Here is a 19,232-nt window from a genome sequence, read left to right as displayed (position 1 = left end):
TCACCGGCTGAGGCCGTTTTGTGTTTAAATGTAAAGTCACAACGCGTGAGTATGATGTGCGCGCACAATAATGAAATGGAAGCGGGCCACCATCGATTGGAAGTCGGCTCTGGGTTTTTTTAATATGTCTCAATCAAAATCGCTTTATAACACTCTTGTCTTTGAAAATGCCAAGTGGGTACTCGTTTTATTTGCCATTCTTTTGCTGTCGTTAGCGCAATTTTCGAGCAATTTCAGATTGGATAACTCCTCTGATTCCTTAGTGTTAGAAAACGATTCGTCTCTCAAGTATTTTCGGGAGGTAGTTTCAAAGTACAGTGCATCCGAGTTATTGATCGTGACTTACTCCCCCAAGCAAGATCTGTTCAGCAATGACGTTTTGGCAGACCTAACCACCTTGAGAGAGAAAATACTCACACTGGATATGGTGGCCGGCGTCAACTCTATTTTAGATGTGCCATTGACACAGAGCCCACCAGTGACCTTGGCTGAACTTGCCAGCTCGCCGCAAACCCTGCTCGACGACCGGACAGATCGCACGCTAGCCAAGGCTGAGTTTCAAACCAGCGAATTGTTTAGGGAGCTGCTTGTCAGCGCTGATTTGAAAACGACCGCCATCGCCGTGTCGTTAGAAGCCGATCCAGAATTGAGTAACTTATTGACTAAGCGCAATACCCTGAGAGAGCTGCGTGCGGCAGGCACCGCCACCCGAGATCAGCTGAGTGAGCTTAAGGCCGTCACCTTAGAACACCGCCAAATGGCGGCAGCAAATGGCGAAAGGCAAAGCCGTTTAGTTGAACAAATGCGCGGATTAATCGATGAGCACCGAGATAAGGCGAAGTTATTTTTAGGCGGCGTTCCAATGATCGCCGCAGACTCAACCGACTTTATTAAAGGTGACGTGGTTACGTTTGGCTTGTCGGCATTGTTGGTTATTGTATTGATTTTAGCGATCGCGTTTAGGCAAATTGGTTGGGTAATGATGCCCTTGATAAATTGCGTAACGACCGGTTTTCTGATGGTGTGTTTGTTAGGCCTGCTCGATTGGCCAATCTCGGTGGTGTCGTCAAACTTCTTATCGTTGCTTCTGATCATCACTCTGTCGTTGAATATCCATTTGATCGTTCGCTATCGAGAACTGGCAAAGGAGTTCCCAGAAAAGACGCAGCAGTCGCTTCTTTCTGAAACAGTACGATCAAAGTTTATCCCATGTGTTTACACGGCATTAACCACCATTGTTGCATTCGCATCACTCATTGTCAGTGGTATAAGGCCTGTCATCGATTTTGGCTGGATCATGTGTCTTGGCATCGTAGTCGCGGTAGTGACGACATTTACATTGTTTCCCGCGCTTGCGATGTTAATGAGGCCCACCCAAGTGAAATCCAATCGGGACATCATTTCTAAAGTGGTGCTTGGTGGCGCACAAACGTTGCATGAAAGAGGCGTTTGGGTGAGCCTGTTTTTTTGCTGTGTGAGTGCGGCGGCGATTTACGGTTGCTTGAACTTGACCGTGGAGAATCGATTCATAGACTACTTCAAGCCTGAAACAGAAATCTATCAAGGCATGGTTGAAATAGACACCAAACTCGGAGGAACCACGCCATTAGACATTGTTTTAGACGCTCCGAAAGGGTACGTCTCTCCGGCTCAATTGGCCGCTCAGCGTGCTGAAGCATTGGCGCTTGAATCTCCCAATGAAGAGGGGAGCGATTTCGACGATTTTGATGACTTTGACACCGCGTCAGCTGGTGATGACACTCAAGACGACGATTTTGACGACTTTGATGATTTTAGCGCAGAAGAAGAGGAAGAAGAGGTGGCGCCAAATTTAGTCGCGACGTCTTATTGGTTTAATACGCGAGGATTAAACCAGCTAAAAGGCATTCAAACTAGCCTTGATTCCATTGAGGCAACGGGCAAGGTGATGTCGTTAGCGACCACGATGAGTGTGTTTGAAACTCTGCGTGGTGCAACTGAAATTGACGATATTGATCTCGGCTTCATGTACAACGCACTTTCTGAGGACAATAAGAAGACCTTGTTTGCGCCTTACATGTCCGAAGACGGCAACCAAGTGCATATCAATATACGCGTGTTCGAAACCATTAAAGGCTTAGATCGCAATAAGTTGATCGCAGACATCCGCAGTATGTTGACACAAGAGCATGGTTTGACGGATGAACAGGTCAATATTACTGGGCTTGTTGTCATGTACAATAATATGTTGAACTCGCTTTTCAGTTCGCAAATCGCCACATTGGGAACAGTCTTTGCCGTCATATTCTTGATGTTTATTGTGCTGTTCAGAAGCATAAAGCTGGCTCTTTTGACGATCATTCCAAATGTGTTTTCGGCGGCGGTTGTCTTAGGCATTATGGGCATTTTCACGATTCCCTTAGACCTTATGACCATCACAATTGCGGCCATTAGTGTTGGAATTGCCGTGGATAATTCGATTCATTTTGTTCATCGGTTTATGGACGAATTTAACACCACTGAGAACTATCCCTCATCAATCGATGTGGCTACCAGAAACGTAGGGCAAGCCATGTTTTACACAACAATTGTGATAACGGCCGGCTTTTTGATAATGGTTTTCTCGAACTTTGTGCCAACAATGTACTTTGGTGTGCTAACTGGCATTGCGATGGTTGCGGCGTTAATCGCAAACTTGATTATGTTGCCAATGCTAATAAACAAGTTTCGGCCTTTGAAGGTGTAACGCTGTATGAACATCAAGGTAGTGTGTCGTCGACGTATTTCCCGATTTTTAATAACGGGAGTAATCGGCCTGGCAGCGTCGTTGACGGTGCAAGGCCAAGGCAGCCCCCTTAGCCTGAATCAGGCGGGTGAAGTTTTGCCGATCGAAACAACCTTGACCGCCCAAGAGCGGGCTATGGTGGCTTGGGTTGATGAACGTAAACAATCGATCATCACTGAATTGAGTGCCCATGTGGACATCAATACGGGGACCGCAAACATTGAGGGAATTGATCGCTACAGAACGGTGCTCGAGCAGGAGCTTGCAGCTTTGGGGTTTACCACCGAAACGCACAGTTCAGTACCCATTGATGTGCTGACCTGTGAAGGTGGTCAGGTCTTAGTGGCAGACCACTTAACCGGAGTGATTCGCGGTGGGGATGGGCCACGGGTTTTGATCAATGGTCACATGGATACCGTGTTTTCAGCGACCGATGAATTTCAGTCCTTGCAGATTTCGGACGATGGAGTGTTGAAGGGGCCGGGTGTTGCGGACATGAAAGGCGGAATCGTTGTGATGCTCAATGCACTGCGTGCGCTGAGCGATCAAGGCCTGCTGGAGGGGAGCAACCTAACCGTATTATTTAATAGTGATGAAGAAATCGGCTCTTTAGGCTCGCGCAGTTTGATTGAGAGCTTAGCAGGTAAACACGATATTGGGCTTGTGTTTGAAGGCACGTACGGAAGCAGAGTGACTCGTGCACGCAAAGGTCTTGGGCAAGCTCGACTTAAAGTTACCGGCCGCGAATCTCACGCTGGCGGTGCACACCAAGACGGTGTTTCAGCCAATTTAGAGCTGGCTCACAAGATCATCGAGATCGAAGGCCTGACCGATTACGCTAAAAAGTTGACGGTCAATACAGGGGTGATGAATGGGGGGGAGAAACGTAATACGGTTCCAGGGTGTGCTGATGCGTACGTGGACATGAGATTTCCTGCTGAGCAAGGCGGTGAGTATCTGAAAGCTGAGATAGAGAGAATAGCCAACAACACACACACGTCACATCCGCAATACCCTGGCTTACCTCGGACTGAGTCCTGGGCGGTTTTGCACCGTCCCTCGAAGCCACAACACGCTGAGGTTGACAAGTTGATTAGCGAAGCCATGGGAATCAGCATATTGGTGGGTGAACCTATTACGGGAACCCGATATTCTGGTGGAGGCACCGATGGCTCGATCGCTCAAGGTGTTGGACTGCCCACCATGGACAGTTTAGGGCTGGATGGAACCGGAGCGCATTCATCGCGCGAAGCTTCGAGCATTAACAGTCTGATTGAGAGAACCAAGCTCGCGGCGATCTTGTTAGCAAGACAGCTGCACGAAAAATAATGTGGTCTTGACCCGAGTGTTAAAGGGCGTTTTGACTGGGTTGGTCTTATGCTTTTTGGTCACTCAAGTGAAGGCGACTCAAACAAAACTACCTGAGAATACGATGAATTTACCCCCTAATTCGATTGAACTTGTGCACGGAACCGGAGAGGCAACGCACGCCGTTATTTGGTTGCATGGACTGGGAGCCACCGCAAATGACTTTCCTCCTATCGTCCCTGAACTGGGCTTGTCTGACACAAGGACAATCAAATTCATATTCCCGCAAGCACCGAGTAGGCCGATTACGATTAACGGCGGAATGAATATGCCAGGTTGGTACGATATCAAAGGAATGAATATCGAAGACAAGCAAGACGCAGAAGGTATGGCTCAATCGCAAGTATTACTCGAAAGCATTGTGTCGGGGTTAATTGATTCAGGTATAAAAAGCACCAACATCGTGCTGGCTGGTTTCTCTCAAGGCGGCGCTGTGACGTATTTCACCGGTATTCGTTCACAGCACAAGTTCGCAGGTTTGTTGGCGCTATCCACTTACCTTCCTTTTGACTCAGACTCGCAAGCACAGCACTCGGGGGCGAATGTTAAAACCCCCATTTTTGCGAGCCACGGCACGTTTGATGCCGTTGTACCAATTGGGTTAGGAGAAATGAGTGTCGGCGTACTAAAAGAATTGGGTTATCACGTTGATTGGAAAACATACCCGATGGAACACCAAGTCGCGATGGAACAAATTCAAGATATCGGGAAATGGATTGAGTCCGTGTTTCGAGATAAATAGCCGATGCTCTTAGGAATGCGATAACGCTAGGTCCTCGGCAAAAAGTGTGTCACACACCTGGTGGTTTTCCTTCTGGTAAAAACATAGTATCTTAGGGTTAGAGGACAAAAGAGAGAGGCAATTTACACCACTAAATTTAAATTGGTGGGAATAAAGAGTGTTGCCTTATGTTTCCAAAAATCATTCAAACGCGTTGCAGTCGACTCACCTTAGTTAATCTCCTTGCGTGTGGAGTGTTATCGCTTTTTACCGCAACGTCTCACGCAGAAAACGCAGACCTTACATTAAAAAGCCCCAACGCCAGTTCATCTGTTATTAGGCTAAACCAAGTTGGTTATCGGACAAGAGCGAATAAAGTGGCGATTGTTCTATCGCAGTCGACTTCTGAATTTGAGGTCGTCGGGGCCGAAGGTTCTGAGGTTGTTTTCAGAGGCAAACTGAGCGAGCCCGTTGTTTGGGAGTATTCCAAGGAGTCTGTACAACAGGCCGATTTCTCTAAACTTGATAGCGACGGATTATATCGGCTAAGGGTTGGTAAAAAGCTCTCTTCGCCCTTTAGCATTTCAGACGCTGCGCTAGATTCCGTGCATGAAGCGTCCATAAAGTCATTTTATTTGAACAGAGCCAGCATCGAACTCAAAACAGAGTACGCCGGGATTTTCGCACGAAAGCTTGGGCATCCAGATACTGATGTTAAGGTGCACGGCTCAGCGGCAGGTCCACTTAGAGAAACCGGGTCTAGCATTTCGGCTCCTCGAGGTTGGTACGACGCGGGTGACTACGGTAAGTACACCGTGAACTCCGGCATATCGACATACACCATGTTATTAGCGTTTGAACATTTTTCAGACGAGTATAAGACGCTGGATCTGTCAATTCCTGAATCGAGCAATGCGATCCCTGATCTGCTTGATGAAATAAAATGGAACTTGGATTGGTTGGAATCCATGCAGGACACCGATGGCGGGGTCTATCATAAGCTCACCGCGTTAAATTTTTCGAATTTGAATACCATGCCAGATCAAGATGTGAATCAACGATGGGTTATAGGTAAGTCTGTTACCGCCGCGTTGGACTTTGCTGCCGTTATGGCAATGGCAAGTCGAGTGATGAGCCCTTATGATGCGGAGCTTGATAACGTCAGTCAACGTTACCGAAAGAAGGCGATAAGAGCGTACGCGTGGGCAAAGAAACATCCAGATGCGATTTATAAGCAGCCTGAGGATGTGAGCACCGGAGCTTATTCAGACGACGAAGTTAGCGATGAATTTGCGTGGGCAGCCGCTGAACTATTTTTGTTGACTAAAGACAAGGCCTATTGGAATGATTATCGCCAGCAGGAGCTAAACCTGTCCGCACACCTTAATTGGGGAAATGTGTCGGTGTTGCCTCTCGTGTCCCTCGTGAGTTTTGGAGAAGGTTTACTGGGACAGAACGACTACGCTTTAGTTAAGAAGCAATTGCAGTCGTCGGCGGATGAACTATTAGCCTTGCACGAGGGTTCAGCCTACAACGTTGCCATGAACGACGGTGATTTTCAGTGGGGCAGCAACTCGTCGGCACTTAATAATGGGCTCGTTTTGTATCAAGCTTACTTAAGTACCATGGAAGAGAAATATCAGACAGCGGCGCTCTCAACCTTGGACTACGTTCTTGGAACCAATGCAACGGGGTATTCTTTTGTTACCGGGTATGGCAATCTGACCCCAATGCACATTCACCATCGGCCTTCAGTCGCGGATACTCTTAGTATTCCCGTGCCAGGCTTCTTAGCCGGTGGCCCCCATACGGGTCGACAAGATAAATGTCCGTATGACGGGGACCTTCCAGCGACCAATTACGCGGATATCGAATGCAGTTATTCAACAAATGAAATTGCGATTAACTGGAATGCACCATTGGTGTATATACTAGGCGCTGCGGTTTCTCAACGTGATTAAATAATGGCAAAACTAGCGTGTGCCTCACACATTTTGGTTAAAACAAAAGATGAGTGCGAAAAAATAGCTGGAAAGCTTGACCAAGGAGAAAATTTCTCTGGGTTAGCGAAGAAATTTTCAACCTGCCCGTCAGCAAAGAAGGGTGGTGATCTCGGCGAATTCCGCAAAGGCGCTATGGTGCCGGCGTTTGATAAAGCGGTATTCGCTAATGGCAGTGAAGATAAAAAATATTTGGGCCCGATTAAAACTAAGTTTGGGTTTCATCTCATTCAAGTCTTGTACAAAGATTAATGCCGCTTTAAATTAAGCCCCTTTAGGTTATCCTTCTAGCGTGATTGTTCGTTCCAACGCATCGTATATAGGCGGTGCGTTGATTCTGTGGTTAAACCAAAATTCGTAGTAAATCAGAATGAATTGGTATTGTAAGTTCTCAGCATTGGTCTGCTTTCTTTTGTCACTGGCGTTGCCCATTGATGGCTTGTCACGTGACAGCACGTCTGTTACTCAGTATGAAAAAGTAACGATCCTCACTAATTACAAACGACTCAAGTCGAAGGCAGGAAGTGGGGTCATGTTTATGAACGCGAAACTGTTTTCGTTCGATGAGCGTGTCAGTGAGTTTTATGGCGAGTGTGAGAACTTAGTGACGGGTGAGAAAATAATTTGCTTTTACAATACTCAGATTCAGCTTAACAATTCAAAAACCCAACAAGTGGACATGGGCGACAAAACAATGTTTCGTCGTCAATTAGTGAATGCTTATAGAGTGCCTGAAGGCCGATATCGGATAAATAAAATTACCATTCGAAAAGCAGTCGGAACTCGTCAGCGAGGTCGGTACACTGACACTGTTTCCTCTCACCAAGACGTCGACATCAGTCATTTTGGATTGACCTTCGATATTCAGTCAGGCGAAGCTACTTACTTAGGACGACTTATCATTAATGTTGAACCTGATGCTTTCTACATAGACTCATTAACAAAACTCGAAGCTCGAGACACACTACGAAAAGACTTGGCGCTCATCAGTAAGCCAAAACTCAGAGCGACACTGGCTACCCTATTTGATGGTGAGCGATCTGTGTTTAGCCTACGAAATGTAAACGTTCAACAATCGGTGCCAGGGCCTCAAACGTGGGCCAAGGTGGAACTGAACACGTTGGGAGCCACAAAGTCTTGTGATGACGATAAACGTCGAGTAATGAGGAAGTCATCCGTTGCTATTGAGGACGGTGTATTTAGAATGAATCTAACTAACGATGGTTTTCCGGTATTTTCGTCGGATCTATTTACGGAAAAAATGCAGTGCGCCTTACGCGAACATATGAGCGAACATGGATTTAATGAATTCCGCCAGAAGAGCAAAATTAACGTAACTCGCAAACAAGGTGCCCGCGGTAAAATCATACCGACATCGTATTGGTTTGAAATTGAGTTTAGGTCGGTGGGGCAGTGACAGGCGGATAGTGTCGTATTCTATTTGTGAATTCACAGGGAGCTAAAAGATCGAAAAGAGGGTAAAATGGAGCCATTAAATACGGCTTCCTTTTCCTCTCTATTATGAATTCAAATGACTTTGCCTCATTGGCATTAATTCCTGAACTGGTCACAAACCTGAGTTCATTAGGTTATAACTCAATGACGGCCATACAAGCGCAGAGCCTACCGTTGATATTGAAAGGGCGAGACGTCATCGGGCAAGGTCAAACGGGCTCTGGTAAGACCGCTGCGTTTGGATTGGGGTTGCTAAACAAACTGGATGTGAAACGTTTCCGAGTTCAATCCTTGGTGTTGTGCCCTACTAGAGAGCTAGCCGAACAAGTGTCTGGAGAGCTTCGGCGCCTTGCCAGAAGTGTCCCCAACGTTAAAATTATTACTTTGTATGGTGGTACGCCAATTAAAGCTCAGGCCGACTCTATTGCCAAAGGGGCGCACATTGTTGTTGGCACGCCTGGGCGTGTTGAAGATCATCTCAATAAAGGTTCATTGCCCTTAGAGGAACTCACAACCTTAGTGCTGGACGAAGCCGACCGCATGCTTGATATGGGGTTTCAAAAGACGCTCGACGCCATCATTGACGTTGTTCCTAAGGAACGGCAGACATTATTGTTCAGCGCAACTTATCCTCCGAAGATTAAAGAGATTGCTGAAAAAATCACCAAAAATGCAGAGCTTGCCAAGGTGGCTCCTACTCAGGATTCAGTTCGGATCGATGAACATTTCTATCAAGTGGTTAATGAAAAAGAGCGAATGCACGCTCTTCAATTATTGCTTCTACAGCAGGGTAGTTTGCAGAGTGTGGTGTTTTGTAATACCAGAGCTGACGCTCAAAGTGTTGCTGGAGGCCTAAAAAGTGGGGGCTTTAGCGCTGCGGCGCTGCATGGAGACATGGAGCAAAAAGACCGAGATCAAACGTTGATTCGATTTTCAAACAACAGTATCAATACCTTAGTGGCAACAGACGTGGCAGCGCGCGGTTTGGACATTGATTCACTCGATGTTGTTTTCAATTACCATTTGCCTCGTGAGCTTGAAGTCTATACTCATAGAATTGGTCGTACAGGCCGAGCCGGAGCAAAAGGCACTGCTCATGCGCTGTTTCAAGCGTCCGAACAATTTCGCATCGACCAATTAGAGTCTTATTTAGGTAAGCAAATTACGGTTTCTGAGCTTCCTCCCAAGGAGTTGGCTTCACAAAAGCCCGAGCGCCCAGTCATGTCCACCTTGCGTATAGAGGGTGGTAAAAAGCAAAAGCTTCGTCCAGGTGACATTGTTGGTGCTATTACCAAGGGAGGTGATTTTAAAGGGGATCAGATTGGCAAGATACAAGTTATGGATAATTGGGCGTACGTCGCAATAGAAAGAGCCATCGCAAAATCCGCACTCAATAAGGTTAGCCAAGGGAAAATCAAAGGCAAGTCGTTTCGAGTAAGGCTTATTTAGCCAGCGAAAGCTATCCTAGTCTCGCGAAAGGCGGGCGCGGCGATTTAGGGTTGTTGATCAGGGCTCTCCAACACCATATCTATGTGTGGAATACCGTCTTCTAAATAGACATCAGAAGTCGTTTCAAATCCAAACGATTGGTAGAAGTTTTCAAGGTACTGTTGAGCGCCAATTTTAATCGTTTGACCAGGATACAAGTCGTGCATGGTTGAAACACAGTGTGTCATCAGTTGGCGTCCTAGGCCAGAACCACGCGCTTGAGCGTGCGTTGCTATGCGGCCAATAGAGGGATGCTCGTAGGTGACGTTGGCTGGAATCAAGCGCGCGCAGGCTACCAGTAGCCCACCTTTGTAGCCGAGCAAGTGATGAGCCAGCTTATCCGTGTCATCTATGTCTGGGTAAGCGCAGGTCTGTTCAACAATAAACACCGCTTGACGCAGCTTCAAGTAATCGAACAGCTCAACGGGCGAGAGCTGTTCAAAAGATTTAACTTGCCAGTGGAATTCCGTGGTCATGAATTTATTGAATACCCAAATGGGTCATCAATTGAGTAAGAGGGTTCGGTAAACCATTTGGGACCCTGCTCGGTCATATAGAAGTGGTCTTCTAAACGAATGCCAAATTCTCCGGGGATGCAAATCATTGGTTCATTGCTAAAACACATGCCGATGTCTAACGGCGTTTTATCCGAAGAGACTAAATATGGCCACTCGTGGATATCCAGCCCAATTCCGTGCCCTGTTCGATGGGGAAGCCCTGGAGTGGCGTACCCTGGGCCATAGCCCTCTGCCTCTAAGTAGCCGCGTGCTGCACGATCAACTGAACCGCAGTGTTCGCCCAGTTTGGCGGCTGCGAACCCTTCAGCTTGGCTGGACTTTTCTTGGTTCCATACCTCTCTCGCTCGGTCACTTGGGGTGCCGTATACATAGGTACGAGTGATGTCGGAGTTGTATCCTTCAACTTGGCAGCCAGTGTCTATCAACACCATGTCGTCCACATCCAATGTTTTCGGGTTGCTGACGCCGTGAGGATAAGCGGTGTCTTCGCCGAATAAAACGATACAGAAGTAAGATCCTTTTGCGGCACCGGCTTTAAGGTGTGCTTGATGGATGAAAGACGTGACTTCTTGAGTACTGATACCTGGGCGCAGAATTTTTGCGGCCGCTTTATGAACTTCGAGCGTCATGTCTTTTGCTTGTTGGAGCAGCGCAAGTTCGTTTTCTGATTTGCACATCCGGCATCCAGCCGTCACTGGCATCGCATTCGAGAACTCGTTCTCGGGGTTGGCTTTAGAGAGCCCGTCTGAAATAAAAAACGAGCAAGACTCATCTAGGCCAATGCGCTTGCTGGTGATATTTGCTTTTTTTAAAACATCACCAAAAAGAGAATAGGGGCTTTCGTGCTCTTGCCATCCGTGAACCTTTCCGTCTATCAACATGTAGCCGCTTAGCGTGCTGATCTCAAACGCCGGTGCAATATAGTGCAATTCGCCAGCGCTGGTCAGTATGGCACCAACCATGCGCTCGCTGGCGCCCCAACGAGTGCCTGTAAAGTAATAAAGATTTGTGCCTGCGTTTAGGTAGATCGCACCAAGATCATTTTCTTGCATTAACGCGCACGCTTTTCTAATTCTAAGTTCGTATTCCGACTTGCTGATTGGGGTAACGTCCCCAGTCATGTCATTCAGTTTAGCGAGTTCAGTTTGGGCATCGCTACCACCAACACCAATGGTCATTATTTTCCTCGCGCTAGGCGCCAATAAACGTTATAAACAGGTCCCCAATCGAATAACACTTGGAAACTCTTTCGTGGCCATAAAACCGACGATATATAAGTTGAGGATTGCACTCTCTGACTTAGAACGCAACCACTACGACACTCTAAATTTAACGGTGGCGTTGCACCCCTCAGAGACAACTCAGCGTCTAATTGCAAGGGTCTTGGCGTTTTGCTTAAACGCACAAGAAGACCTTCAATTCACCAAAGGCCTAAGTGACATTGAAGAACCTGACATTTGGCGGCGTACCCTGGATGATCAAACTTCGTTATGGATCGAAGTGGGTGAGCCTGATTCTGAAAGAATCAAGAAAGCCACACGAAAAGCAAAAGCCGTTAAGGTCTATTCGTTTAATACCAAATCCGAGAGTTGGTGGTCGCAAAGCCAATCTAAATTCGGTTTTCTGAATTCAGAAGTGGTTCGCTTTAACGCGGCTGAAATTGAACATCTAGCAGGCTTGTTAAGCCGGACGGTGGACTGGTCGATTACCATCACAGGGCAATCCGCCTACATCACGGATGAATCTAACCACGCCGAGGTCACTTGGGAAACGTTGCAAGAATTGAATTAACTCGCTGCGATTTCGACGTACTTACCGTAGCAAATTTATGTCGCACAGCATCCTGGCTTGAAGGATGAACAAAGTTGTTTAAAGTAGCCCATTTTTTCAGGGTAGTTTTGATCCGATGCGAACAGACCAACCGTCCTTGGGCTGTTGATTGAATCAGCCTCGTAGCGAAACGTGTTAAAGACATGGTCCCACAACACGATGGCATTACCGTAGTTAGAATTTGCTTCCTCAGCCGAGTTTGAGTGATGCCAGCGGTGCAATTCGTTAGTGCTAAACACGTAGTTTAGCCAGCCACTGTTAAGGTTAAGATTTGCGTGTTGTAGCATTAAGATCGGCTGGCTGATGGCCAAGTATCCGAGCAAGGCTTCCGGTGGAAAGCCAAGTATCATCACCGGAAGTACGCTGACGCCGAAGTTAAGCCCGTAGTTTAGTGGATGAAAGCGCAGATTGTTAATGGCATAGAGTCTTCGGCTACTGTGGTGCATAGCATGCAGGCGCCATAGTGGGGCCAACACATGATGAAGCCGATGCGACCAGTACCGCCCCAATTCAACAAGCAGCGTGACAACGATGATGTGTATGATCAATGGCAGCGACGCCGGGTCAATAATACTGTTGGGGCCAGCGAGGTTAAGCAATGAATAGACGGCTACCACGACTATCGGCGATAGAAATTTTAGAAACGGATCCACTAAAGCAATCAACACAAAGGCACTGGTGAGGTCGGTCGTAGTATCTCCCTGGCTTTTATTCCAGTTGGGGTCAAATGGAATGCGGCGTTCTAACAGAAGCGCAATCGCCAGGGTTAATGACGTTGTACCCAGAACAACAAGCTCCAGATTCCATTGATTTAAATGACCCACGTAAAACGTAAATACGCTACACGTCAGAATCAATAACAGCAAATGCCGGGTTAGAAATGTGTACATAATGGCTTCTCCAGAGTGGCTAAGCGCTAAGTCTACGGTCTCCCTTATGGGGGAGAGTCAAGGTCAATATGGTTAACCGTGCAATTTGGGTTCTCAGCCAAACAGTTCTCGATGCTGTTCTTGTAGTTTGAGAGCGCTTCTTGCTGCTTTTTCAATTCAACTAATTCAACGTCTACCTGCTCCGCCCTTTGAGTAATAAGGTGAAGAATTCGTTCCCAAGGAGAATGGTTGTCTTGTTGATCCGAAAACCCTTTCATCTCGGATAATCTGAACCCAAGTGATTTAGCTTTGAGTATTAGCTCGATGAGCACTACATGGTGTTGATCGTAGACGCGGTATTTTCCCGATCTTTGTACGTCATTGAGCAAGCCAATTTCTTCATAAAACCGAATCGCTTTTATCGACGCTCCGGTTGTCTTTGAAACTTCACCAATGTACATAAATCACCTGCACGTTCCGCGGAGGATGCCAGTCGGAGTAGCAATAGAGAATATCATCATAAACTGCACACAGTTGTAGCTCTAGTAATCTGTGCAATTGCGCCGCCTTTGTCGCAAGCGCGATTGTCCGCTTAAAAGTGACGCTACACTTGGATGCAAGGTCTTTAGAAAATCATCCACCCCTTGTGTGTAGCAATTATTCAAACCCAGGTCCACGTTGACCTTCCGGTGAGAAAGAGGCACACGCATAAGCTGTGCGCGAGACCCAAGAGAGTTTGCTTTTTTGACGAAGTTTCCGCCCTGCGAACATGAATCATCCTTACGCTTGGTTGAACAAATGGCTAAAAATGGAGGTGTTTTCGCCTCCAGCTTAAGAATAGGGGAGGCCATCTTCCAATACTCGATGTGTTTGCCAAACGCTTTTTTATAGAATCTGGCAGGAGACGGAGAGCTCATTATTTTCACCACATCATACGCGGCGGAATCTAACGCAACAGTACCAAGCCAGGGTGTCTGCGCCGGATCATTGCGCGCGGACACCAGAGCCACTAAATGGGCTCCAGCTGAGTGTCCCATCAGAATAAATTTCTCTGGTGCTCCACCCCACCGACGAGCGTTTCGTTGCGCAAACTCTAGAGCCTTTTCTATGTCTTCGGCTTGTTTAACAGGACGAGTGTTAGGCAGCATTCGATAATTCACCGAAACGAAAATAAAACCCTTTGGTACCCAGTGAGCGACTTTGTTTTTAACGACTGACTTAGAGGCTTTATCCCCAACTCTCCATGCGCCACCGTGCACCATAAATATAACGGGCGCGTTTCGTGTTTTCACTGAAGGGTAATAGACGTCCAATGCCTGATCTTCAGATTCGCCATACGTAACATCTAAACGTGTTTCAATGTTCGCGGGTAACGCATAAGAATTTGTGGCTATGAGTAGGATCAATCCGATCATTAGACTAACTACAGATTTGTTGTTAACTACCTTGTTGGAATTCATAAACTACCTTGCAATGAGTCGTAGACGGTTGAGGAATGGATTATCAGGCGTCACTTTTTGAGTTCCGTAATGCTAATTTCGCAATTCGCAAGCCCAAATACTCCGCCGTCACCAGATCCGTTTCGTGTAGATTGCTATCGGTGCTATGGGCAATCAGGCCTGATTGCGCTCCCAAACGATTACGACCTTCTGGGTCACCCCCGCCTGGAATGTCTAAACTGGCCCAGATCATTCCATGTTGACTAGCGAATATTTGAAGATACTGGATGGTCATTAACTGGTCGCCACTAACGTTAGAGCCAATGGTAAAGCCTCCTGCTATTTTGTCGGCCCATCTTTTCTCACTCCATTTGTCGCCCGTCGCATCGGCAAATGCTTTGAACTGAGCGGAAACACTTCCCATGTACGTTGGCGAGCCAAAAATGACGGCGTCAACGTCATCTAACCTGTCCAGTACGCTCTGATTTTTGTACCTACCTTCCTTAATATCGGAACCTGTTAATTCGATCTCTAATACATCGACTTCAGGCAAGGAACGCGCACCATTGGCCACCGCCTGGGCTAGCCGTTTGGTGCTTCCGCTAGCTGAATGAAAAACAATCGCTACTCTAGCCAACTGTGACTCCTAAACGCCTTGAAGGCTTTGTTATAAACGTATCCACTATTGATGCCTTTTGAATGTTGAAGAGCCTTTTAAATGAGCGGTGGTGATGCACCGTAAAAGAGGCGTTCAATTGAATGTGTGGCGCTGCTTGTGGTAAGTGATACGCACGTGCTGCACATTCCATTCTTATTAAATAAACAACACTACGGCGCCATTTACAGTGGTCCAGAAAGCAACAAACCGTTCTCAGTATAGGTGACGCAGTCATTAGCTCGTAAATCGTCATTGAACTCTTGACCCATGGTGATCTGAATGGTGTTTGTGCCAGCAGGCATATCCACTTGCTGCCACGCGCCACCGGGTATTGACGAGGGCCCAACGGGGCCATTGTTGGTAAGAATGGACAGGCTTACTGGCTCATAAGTCGGGTTACTAATTATCATCTTATATCTCCTTTGACGTTGCGTTGTTTCAGCGGTGCTGGTTATTTTTAGGTTGTTTCGGTTCTGTAAACCTTGAAGCCTCTGGCCTTATAGTTCATTAATGCAGACTCATGATCTAGAGTACACGTGTGCACGTAAACACGCTTTGTAGAGTCAATAGACCAAGCATTCTTTATCGCTTGAGACAAAAAGTAACCACCGAAACCTTTGCCAATAAACGATTCGGCTAACCCAAAATACGCGATTTCGGTGGTGCCATCACCGTTGGCTAGGAGTTCGAAATACCCGGCGATTGAGCCTTTTAAATAGGCTACCCATGTCCTCAAATTTGGATTTTCGACATACTCTGCCCATTCAGAATCAGATTGCGACAGTTTGTCTGTCCATTCCCACGGTGAACCTATGTACTCATATAGGTATCGATTAAATCTGTACTCATCAAGTTCTGCTTCTAGGACACTTAAGCCTTTTGAGTCAGTTTTTTCGTTCAACTCAGTCACTGAGTTCATTTCTAAATGATAGGTGGTAACAATCTCGTTCATTTTTCGAGCTCTCTAAATATTGCCTGCGTAACTATCGTCAGTTTAGCTGGTTTGTGCGTGTATGGGGTATCAACTTGCAGTCATGAAAAAAGGCAGTAACTTGGTTTATTAAGACCTGCATGGTTCCAGCTTAATTCAGGGAGCCCTTGTGGAACAGTGGACGGCTTGCCGAAAAAATCAAGTCGCTTGTTCTTTGAGGGGTTACGGTACATTGATGGAAAAATACTTGGCCTCAAACTTCATACCTTTATTCAGATAAAACTGATGGGCTTTTTCACGAGTCACACCTGACACCAGCCGGACTTGGTTACAGCCTTCTTCTTTGGCGTATTCAAGAATCCAATCAAACAACTGGCCACCATAACCTTTAGACCGTTCTCTTTCGTTGGTGATCAGTTCCTCAATTTCCAAATACTTCCCAGTGTGAAGCCACTCAGAAATTCTAATACCGGCTACAGCTCTTATTTCACCTTCTACTAAATAAGCTAATTTGTACCCTGTGCTCTCAGACATCCTCTCAACGCTTGATAGGAACTCATCTAAACTTAATTGCGGCCTCAGGAGTGAGAGTACATTGAAGCATTCAATGATTTCATTTTTAGTTGTTGCAAATTTCATCATGATCGGGAATCGTCTACAAGCGCACAGCGCAGTGCTGTTTGACGGGCAGGGGAAAGCTGAACAATTTGTTAGGCATTGGTTTCGCCACCTTCATCGCCCCAAAATACGGCCCACATTGTTAGACCTTTCTCAAACTGGGTGAATCTGTGCTTTTCGCCAGCCTTTACAAAAAGAGCATCGCCGCGTTCAAAGGAAAATTCTGTACCCTCGACCTCCAAAACGCCACTGCCCTCGATGACCAGATACAACTCATCTTGTGTGTGCGGAGTTTGATGGTCATTTCCTTCGGGGGCAAACAGAATCAGTGACATTGAGCCGTGCTTTAGAGCCTCTGTGTCCCAAACACCCTCGGGCCATTTCTTAGTGGCAGGTAATGGTAACTTTGATAGATTCTCGGAAAATGGAATTTTCATGATTTTTAGATATGCGGGTATTTGTACATAGCTTAGCCTTACTGACTCTTTTAATTTCGAACATGTACAAGGTTCATACAGTGAGCCCCAGAACGTTATTTGCAACAAAAACCATCAGCATTACAAAGCCCATAAATAAAGCATATACAATGATAGAGGATATAAGGCCTATAGAAACCCAAGCAAGAAATCTTAAAAAATAGCGTTCTTTAGGCACCAGAGAAAATACAATTTTTGTATTTAGGTAAATCCAGAATACAAAAAATAGTATTCCAGAAGCGTAAGCTAAAAATGCTGCGAATGCCATTTACACAGATTCCATTTCAAACTTAAGGTTTAGCTAAGGATCACAGTATTCAGAACGCCTCTCAAACCGGTCGTGTGCGAACGTTGTTGGCTTTTTCGTGTTTAATCCGATTAACTTTTTTTGCGTAGGTTTCTCTTAAATAGAATAAAAAAACAACCGCGGCCGCAATATACGATGACTGATCATCTCTATAATATGAAACGCCCAACCAAACTCCAAAAAGAACATAGCGGGTAGCCTCGAAGAGTTCACTAAGCAATTCACATGTTGCTAGTACACGACTAGACATAACTTTCTTTTTTTCTTGGATCAAGTTCTCCAATAATCTAATAGTTATATGAATTAGAAATAATGTTCCCACAACGCCAGCTGCAATGGCGATTATTTTCAAAGACGGTTTCAGTTCATATAAAACGTAAACCGCGCATAAAATAAAGAACAATGCGGATAAAAGCTTTATTAGGTAAAGAACTATTTGATTTCGAGTAAATTGCGAATTCATCGTTATTAACGTTGTCTATTTGCCAAGGGAGGTTCCGTTTGTACTGGAGTGAACTGCGACAGTGTGTTACTTGGAAAGCCCAGAAACTAGTTCAAAACATTGTATTGTCATTTTTTGATTTTTCTGGGACCGGCTGATTCACACCCCAATGCTCAACAATTTTTCCCTCTTTCATTCGAAATATATGAATTCCAGCAGCACCAAGAGACTCAGGCGTGTGTTTGACGTGCAGATGGAGCCAAACAAGGTCTCCGTCGGAAGCGGTTCGTTTAATGGACATTGACAGTTTTGGGTACTTCTTATACCGGCTTGCAAACAAGCTTAATAATCCTTCTCTACCACCCTCAATGTTCGGGGCATGCTCAATAAAGTCTTCGCTGTAACACTCATTACGTAAAATACTTATTCGGAGCGAAGGCTCAAGGTCAGGTCGATTCTCGAGAATATCCATACAATACAGAGCCTTCTTTAGATTAGATTTCTCTAAAGCAGTTCCTGTGCTTTCTTTCGCATTAACTTCACCTACTAAAGTCAGCGTGAAAATTCCCAAAAGTAAGGCTTTAGTCGATATTTTTCCAATGCTCATATATTACCTCTAGATCAGATGAAGACAGAAAGTACATGCCCATTACGCGCGCCGCGCGACCAACGGGAGGGGTAGTTTATGTTCTTGTTATGTGGTGATCTTTTAGAATTTCCATTTCTCTGTTTCTAGATGATGTTGAACGGAGCGAAAAGAACTAAACCGTTTTTCATAGCATAAACTGATTTGGCAGAATTTGCCAAACTACGAGCGCCTTACCGATTACACATTTTTCTTTGAATATTTACGTAGTAGAAATATTCATGTGGATTGAGCCTGTACCTTATTGTCGCTAACCAGTTGCGCCTGACTTTTACGCGCAACACCTACAGCAAACTAACTTGATCTCGATTAAAAGAAATAACCTGCCCTTAACTAAAAACACACATAACGCCTTGCCAAGGGGCGCGCCGACAGGCGCGTCCCGCGGAGCCCGTTTACGGGCGGAGTGAAGTTGGGCAACTTGTTAAATATCTTGGTCTTTCCTGTCATGCCTTATGTCTTTGTCAAAAACCTGTTTCGAATGAAATTTTCTAAGGAATATATAAAGGACTATTGCCAGTGGAACAGCGTAATACCATTTATCAAATGCGAAGTATGTTGCAAGGCCAGCTAAGCCACTTACATGCAGATGATAGTCTTCTTCTAGACCCTCATACATTAGCTGTAGGTTATTAATTTCCTCTTCATGCTCTTCTAAATAAACAAAGTCTTTACCGTGTTCCATGAGTCTGATTCCGCATA

General features: G+C 45.9%; 20 protein-coding genes. 8 read left to right on the top strand and 12 right to left on the bottom strand.

Annotated elements, in window-relative coordinates; genetic code table 11:
• The first annotated feature begins 70 nt into the window (after positions 1-70).
• The 7 genes from ABWW54_RS18945 to dbpA all read left to right on the top strand — a co-directional run bounded on the left by ABWW54_RS18945 (position 71) and on the right by dbpA (position 9,757).
• The gene (locus tag ABWW54_RS18945) at positions 71-2,725 is read left to right on the top strand and encodes an efflux RND transporter permease subunit (protein WP_353414650.1); all 2,655 of its coding nucleotides are present in this window, start codon (positions 71-73) and stop codon (positions 2,723-2,725) included.
• Positions 2,726-2,731: 6 nt separating this feature from the next.
• Complete coding sequence (locus ABWW54_RS18940; RefSeq protein ID WP_353414648.1) at positions 2,732-4,093, top strand: M20/M25/M40 family metallo-hydrolase; 1,362 nt, start codon at positions 2,732-2,734, stop codon at positions 4,091-4,093.
• Between the two features lie 103 nt (positions 4,094-4,196).
• Positions 4,197-4,874 (top strand): alpha/beta hydrolase, encoded by a 678-nt coding sequence (locus tag ABWW54_RS18935; protein WP_353414646.1) that lies wholly within the window; start codon positions 4,197-4,199, stop codon positions 4,872-4,874.
• Between the two features lie 167 nt (positions 4,875-5,041).
• Complete coding sequence (locus tag ABWW54_RS18930) at positions 5,042-6,814, top strand: glycoside hydrolase family 9 protein (RefSeq protein ID WP_353414644.1); 1,773 nt, start codon at positions 5,042-5,044, stop codon at positions 6,812-6,814.
• A 3-nt stretch (positions 6,815-6,817) separates the two neighbouring features.
• On the top strand, positions 6,818-7,105 hold the full coding sequence (locus tag ABWW54_RS18925) for a peptidylprolyl isomerase (RefSeq protein WP_353414642.1): 288 nt from the start codon (positions 6,818-6,820) through the stop codon (positions 7,103-7,105).
• A 118-nt stretch (positions 7,106-7,223) separates the two neighbouring features.
• On the top strand, positions 7,224-8,270 hold the full coding sequence (locus ABWW54_RS18920; RefSeq protein WP_353414640.1) for a hypothetical protein: 1,047 nt from the start codon (positions 7,224-7,226) through the stop codon (positions 8,268-8,270).
• Between the two features lie 104 nt (positions 8,271-8,374).
• Positions 8,375-9,757 (top strand): ATP-dependent RNA helicase DbpA, encoded by a 1,383-nt coding sequence (dbpA, locus tag ABWW54_RS18915; protein ID WP_353414638.1) that lies wholly within the window; start codon positions 8,375-8,377, stop codon positions 9,755-9,757.
• Between the two features lie 44 nt (positions 9,758-9,801).
• Here the strand turns inward: dbpA and ABWW54_RS18910 are convergent, their stop codons facing one another.
• Both ABWW54_RS18910 and ABWW54_RS18905 read right to left on the bottom strand, forming a co-directional pair.
• Positions 9,802-10,272 carry a GNAT family N-acetyltransferase gene (locus ABWW54_RS18910; RefSeq protein ID WP_353414636.1) on the bottom strand — a complete coding sequence of 157 codons (471 nt, stop codon included), beginning with the start codon at positions 10,270-10,272 and terminating at the stop codon, positions 9,802-9,804.
• Positions 10,269-11,492, bottom strand: a complete 1,224-nt coding sequence (locus tag ABWW54_RS18905; RefSeq protein WP_353414634.1) for a M24 family metallopeptidase — start codon at positions 11,490-11,492, stop codon at positions 10,269-10,271. The genes ABWW54_RS18910 and ABWW54_RS18905 overlap by 4 nt, the downstream gene beginning before the upstream one ends.
• A gap of 73 nt (positions 11,493-11,565) precedes the next feature.
• Between ABWW54_RS18905 and ABWW54_RS18900 the strand changes: the two genes are divergently transcribed.
• On the top strand, positions 11,566-12,105 hold the full coding sequence (locus ABWW54_RS18900; protein WP_353414632.1) for a YaeQ family protein: 540 nt from the start codon (positions 11,566-11,568) through the stop codon (positions 12,103-12,105).
• A 35-nt stretch (positions 12,106-12,140) separates the two neighbouring features.
• On the opposite strand, the gene ABWW54_RS18895 is transcribed toward ABWW54_RS18900, so the two are convergent.
• The 10 genes from ABWW54_RS18895 to ABWW54_RS18850 form a co-directional block, all read right to left on the bottom strand.
• Positions 12,141-13,034 (bottom strand): sterol desaturase family protein, encoded by an 894-nt coding sequence (locus ABWW54_RS18895; RefSeq protein ID WP_353414630.1) that lies wholly within the window; start codon positions 13,032-13,034, stop codon positions 12,141-12,143.
• Between the two features lie 44 nt (positions 13,035-13,078).
• On the bottom strand, positions 13,079-13,474 hold the full coding sequence (locus ABWW54_RS18890) for a MerR family transcriptional regulator (protein WP_353414628.1): 396 nt from the start codon (positions 13,472-13,474) through the stop codon (positions 13,079-13,081).
• 81 nt (positions 13,475-13,555) lie between these two features.
• On the bottom strand, positions 13,556-14,428 hold the full coding sequence (locus tag ABWW54_RS18885) for an alpha/beta hydrolase (RefSeq protein ID WP_353414626.1): 873 nt from the start codon (positions 14,426-14,428) through the stop codon (positions 13,556-13,558).
• Positions 14,429-14,516: 88 nt separating this feature from the next.
• Complete coding sequence (locus ABWW54_RS18880; protein WP_353414624.1) at positions 14,517-15,089, bottom strand: flavodoxin family protein; 573 nt, start codon at positions 15,087-15,089, stop codon at positions 14,517-14,519.
• A gap of 203 nt (positions 15,090-15,292) precedes the next feature.
• The gene (locus ABWW54_RS18875) at positions 15,293-15,520 is read right to left on the bottom strand and encodes a hypothetical protein (protein ID WP_353414622.1); all 228 of its coding nucleotides are present in this window, start codon (positions 15,518-15,520) and stop codon (positions 15,293-15,295) included.
• Positions 15,521-15,567: 47 nt separating this feature from the next.
• The gene (locus ABWW54_RS18870) at positions 15,568-16,062 is read right to left on the bottom strand and encodes a GNAT family N-acetyltransferase (protein WP_353414621.1); all 495 of its coding nucleotides are present in this window, start codon (positions 16,060-16,062) and stop codon (positions 15,568-15,570) included.
• Between the two features lie 201 nt (positions 16,063-16,263).
• A complete protein-coding gene (locus tag ABWW54_RS18865; protein ID WP_353414619.1) occupies positions 16,264-16,683 on the bottom strand; it encodes a GNAT family N-acetyltransferase in 420 nt (139 codons plus the stop codon).
• Positions 16,684-16,751: 68 nt separating this feature from the next.
• A complete protein-coding gene (locus ABWW54_RS18860) occupies positions 16,752-17,096 on the bottom strand; it encodes a cupin domain-containing protein (RefSeq protein ID WP_353414617.1) in 345 nt (114 codons plus the stop codon).
• Between the two features lie 900 nt (positions 17,097-17,996).
• Positions 17,997-18,491 (bottom strand): nuclear transport factor 2 family protein, encoded by a 495-nt coding sequence (locus ABWW54_RS18855; RefSeq protein WP_353414615.1) that lies wholly within the window; start codon positions 18,489-18,491, stop codon positions 17,997-17,999.
• Positions 18,492-18,954: 463 nt separating this feature from the next.
• Positions 18,955-19,232, bottom strand: a 278-nt coding sequence (locus ABWW54_RS18850) for a hypothetical protein (RefSeq protein WP_353414613.1), incomplete at its 5' end; no start/stop codon positions are given.

Source organism: Arenicella sp. 4NH20-0111 (genome assembly GCF_040366405.1).
Taxonomy (GTDB): domain Bacteria; phylum Pseudomonadota; class Gammaproteobacteria; order Arenicellales; family Arenicellaceae; genus Arenicella.
This window is presented reverse-complemented; position numbering and strand designations above follow the sequence as displayed.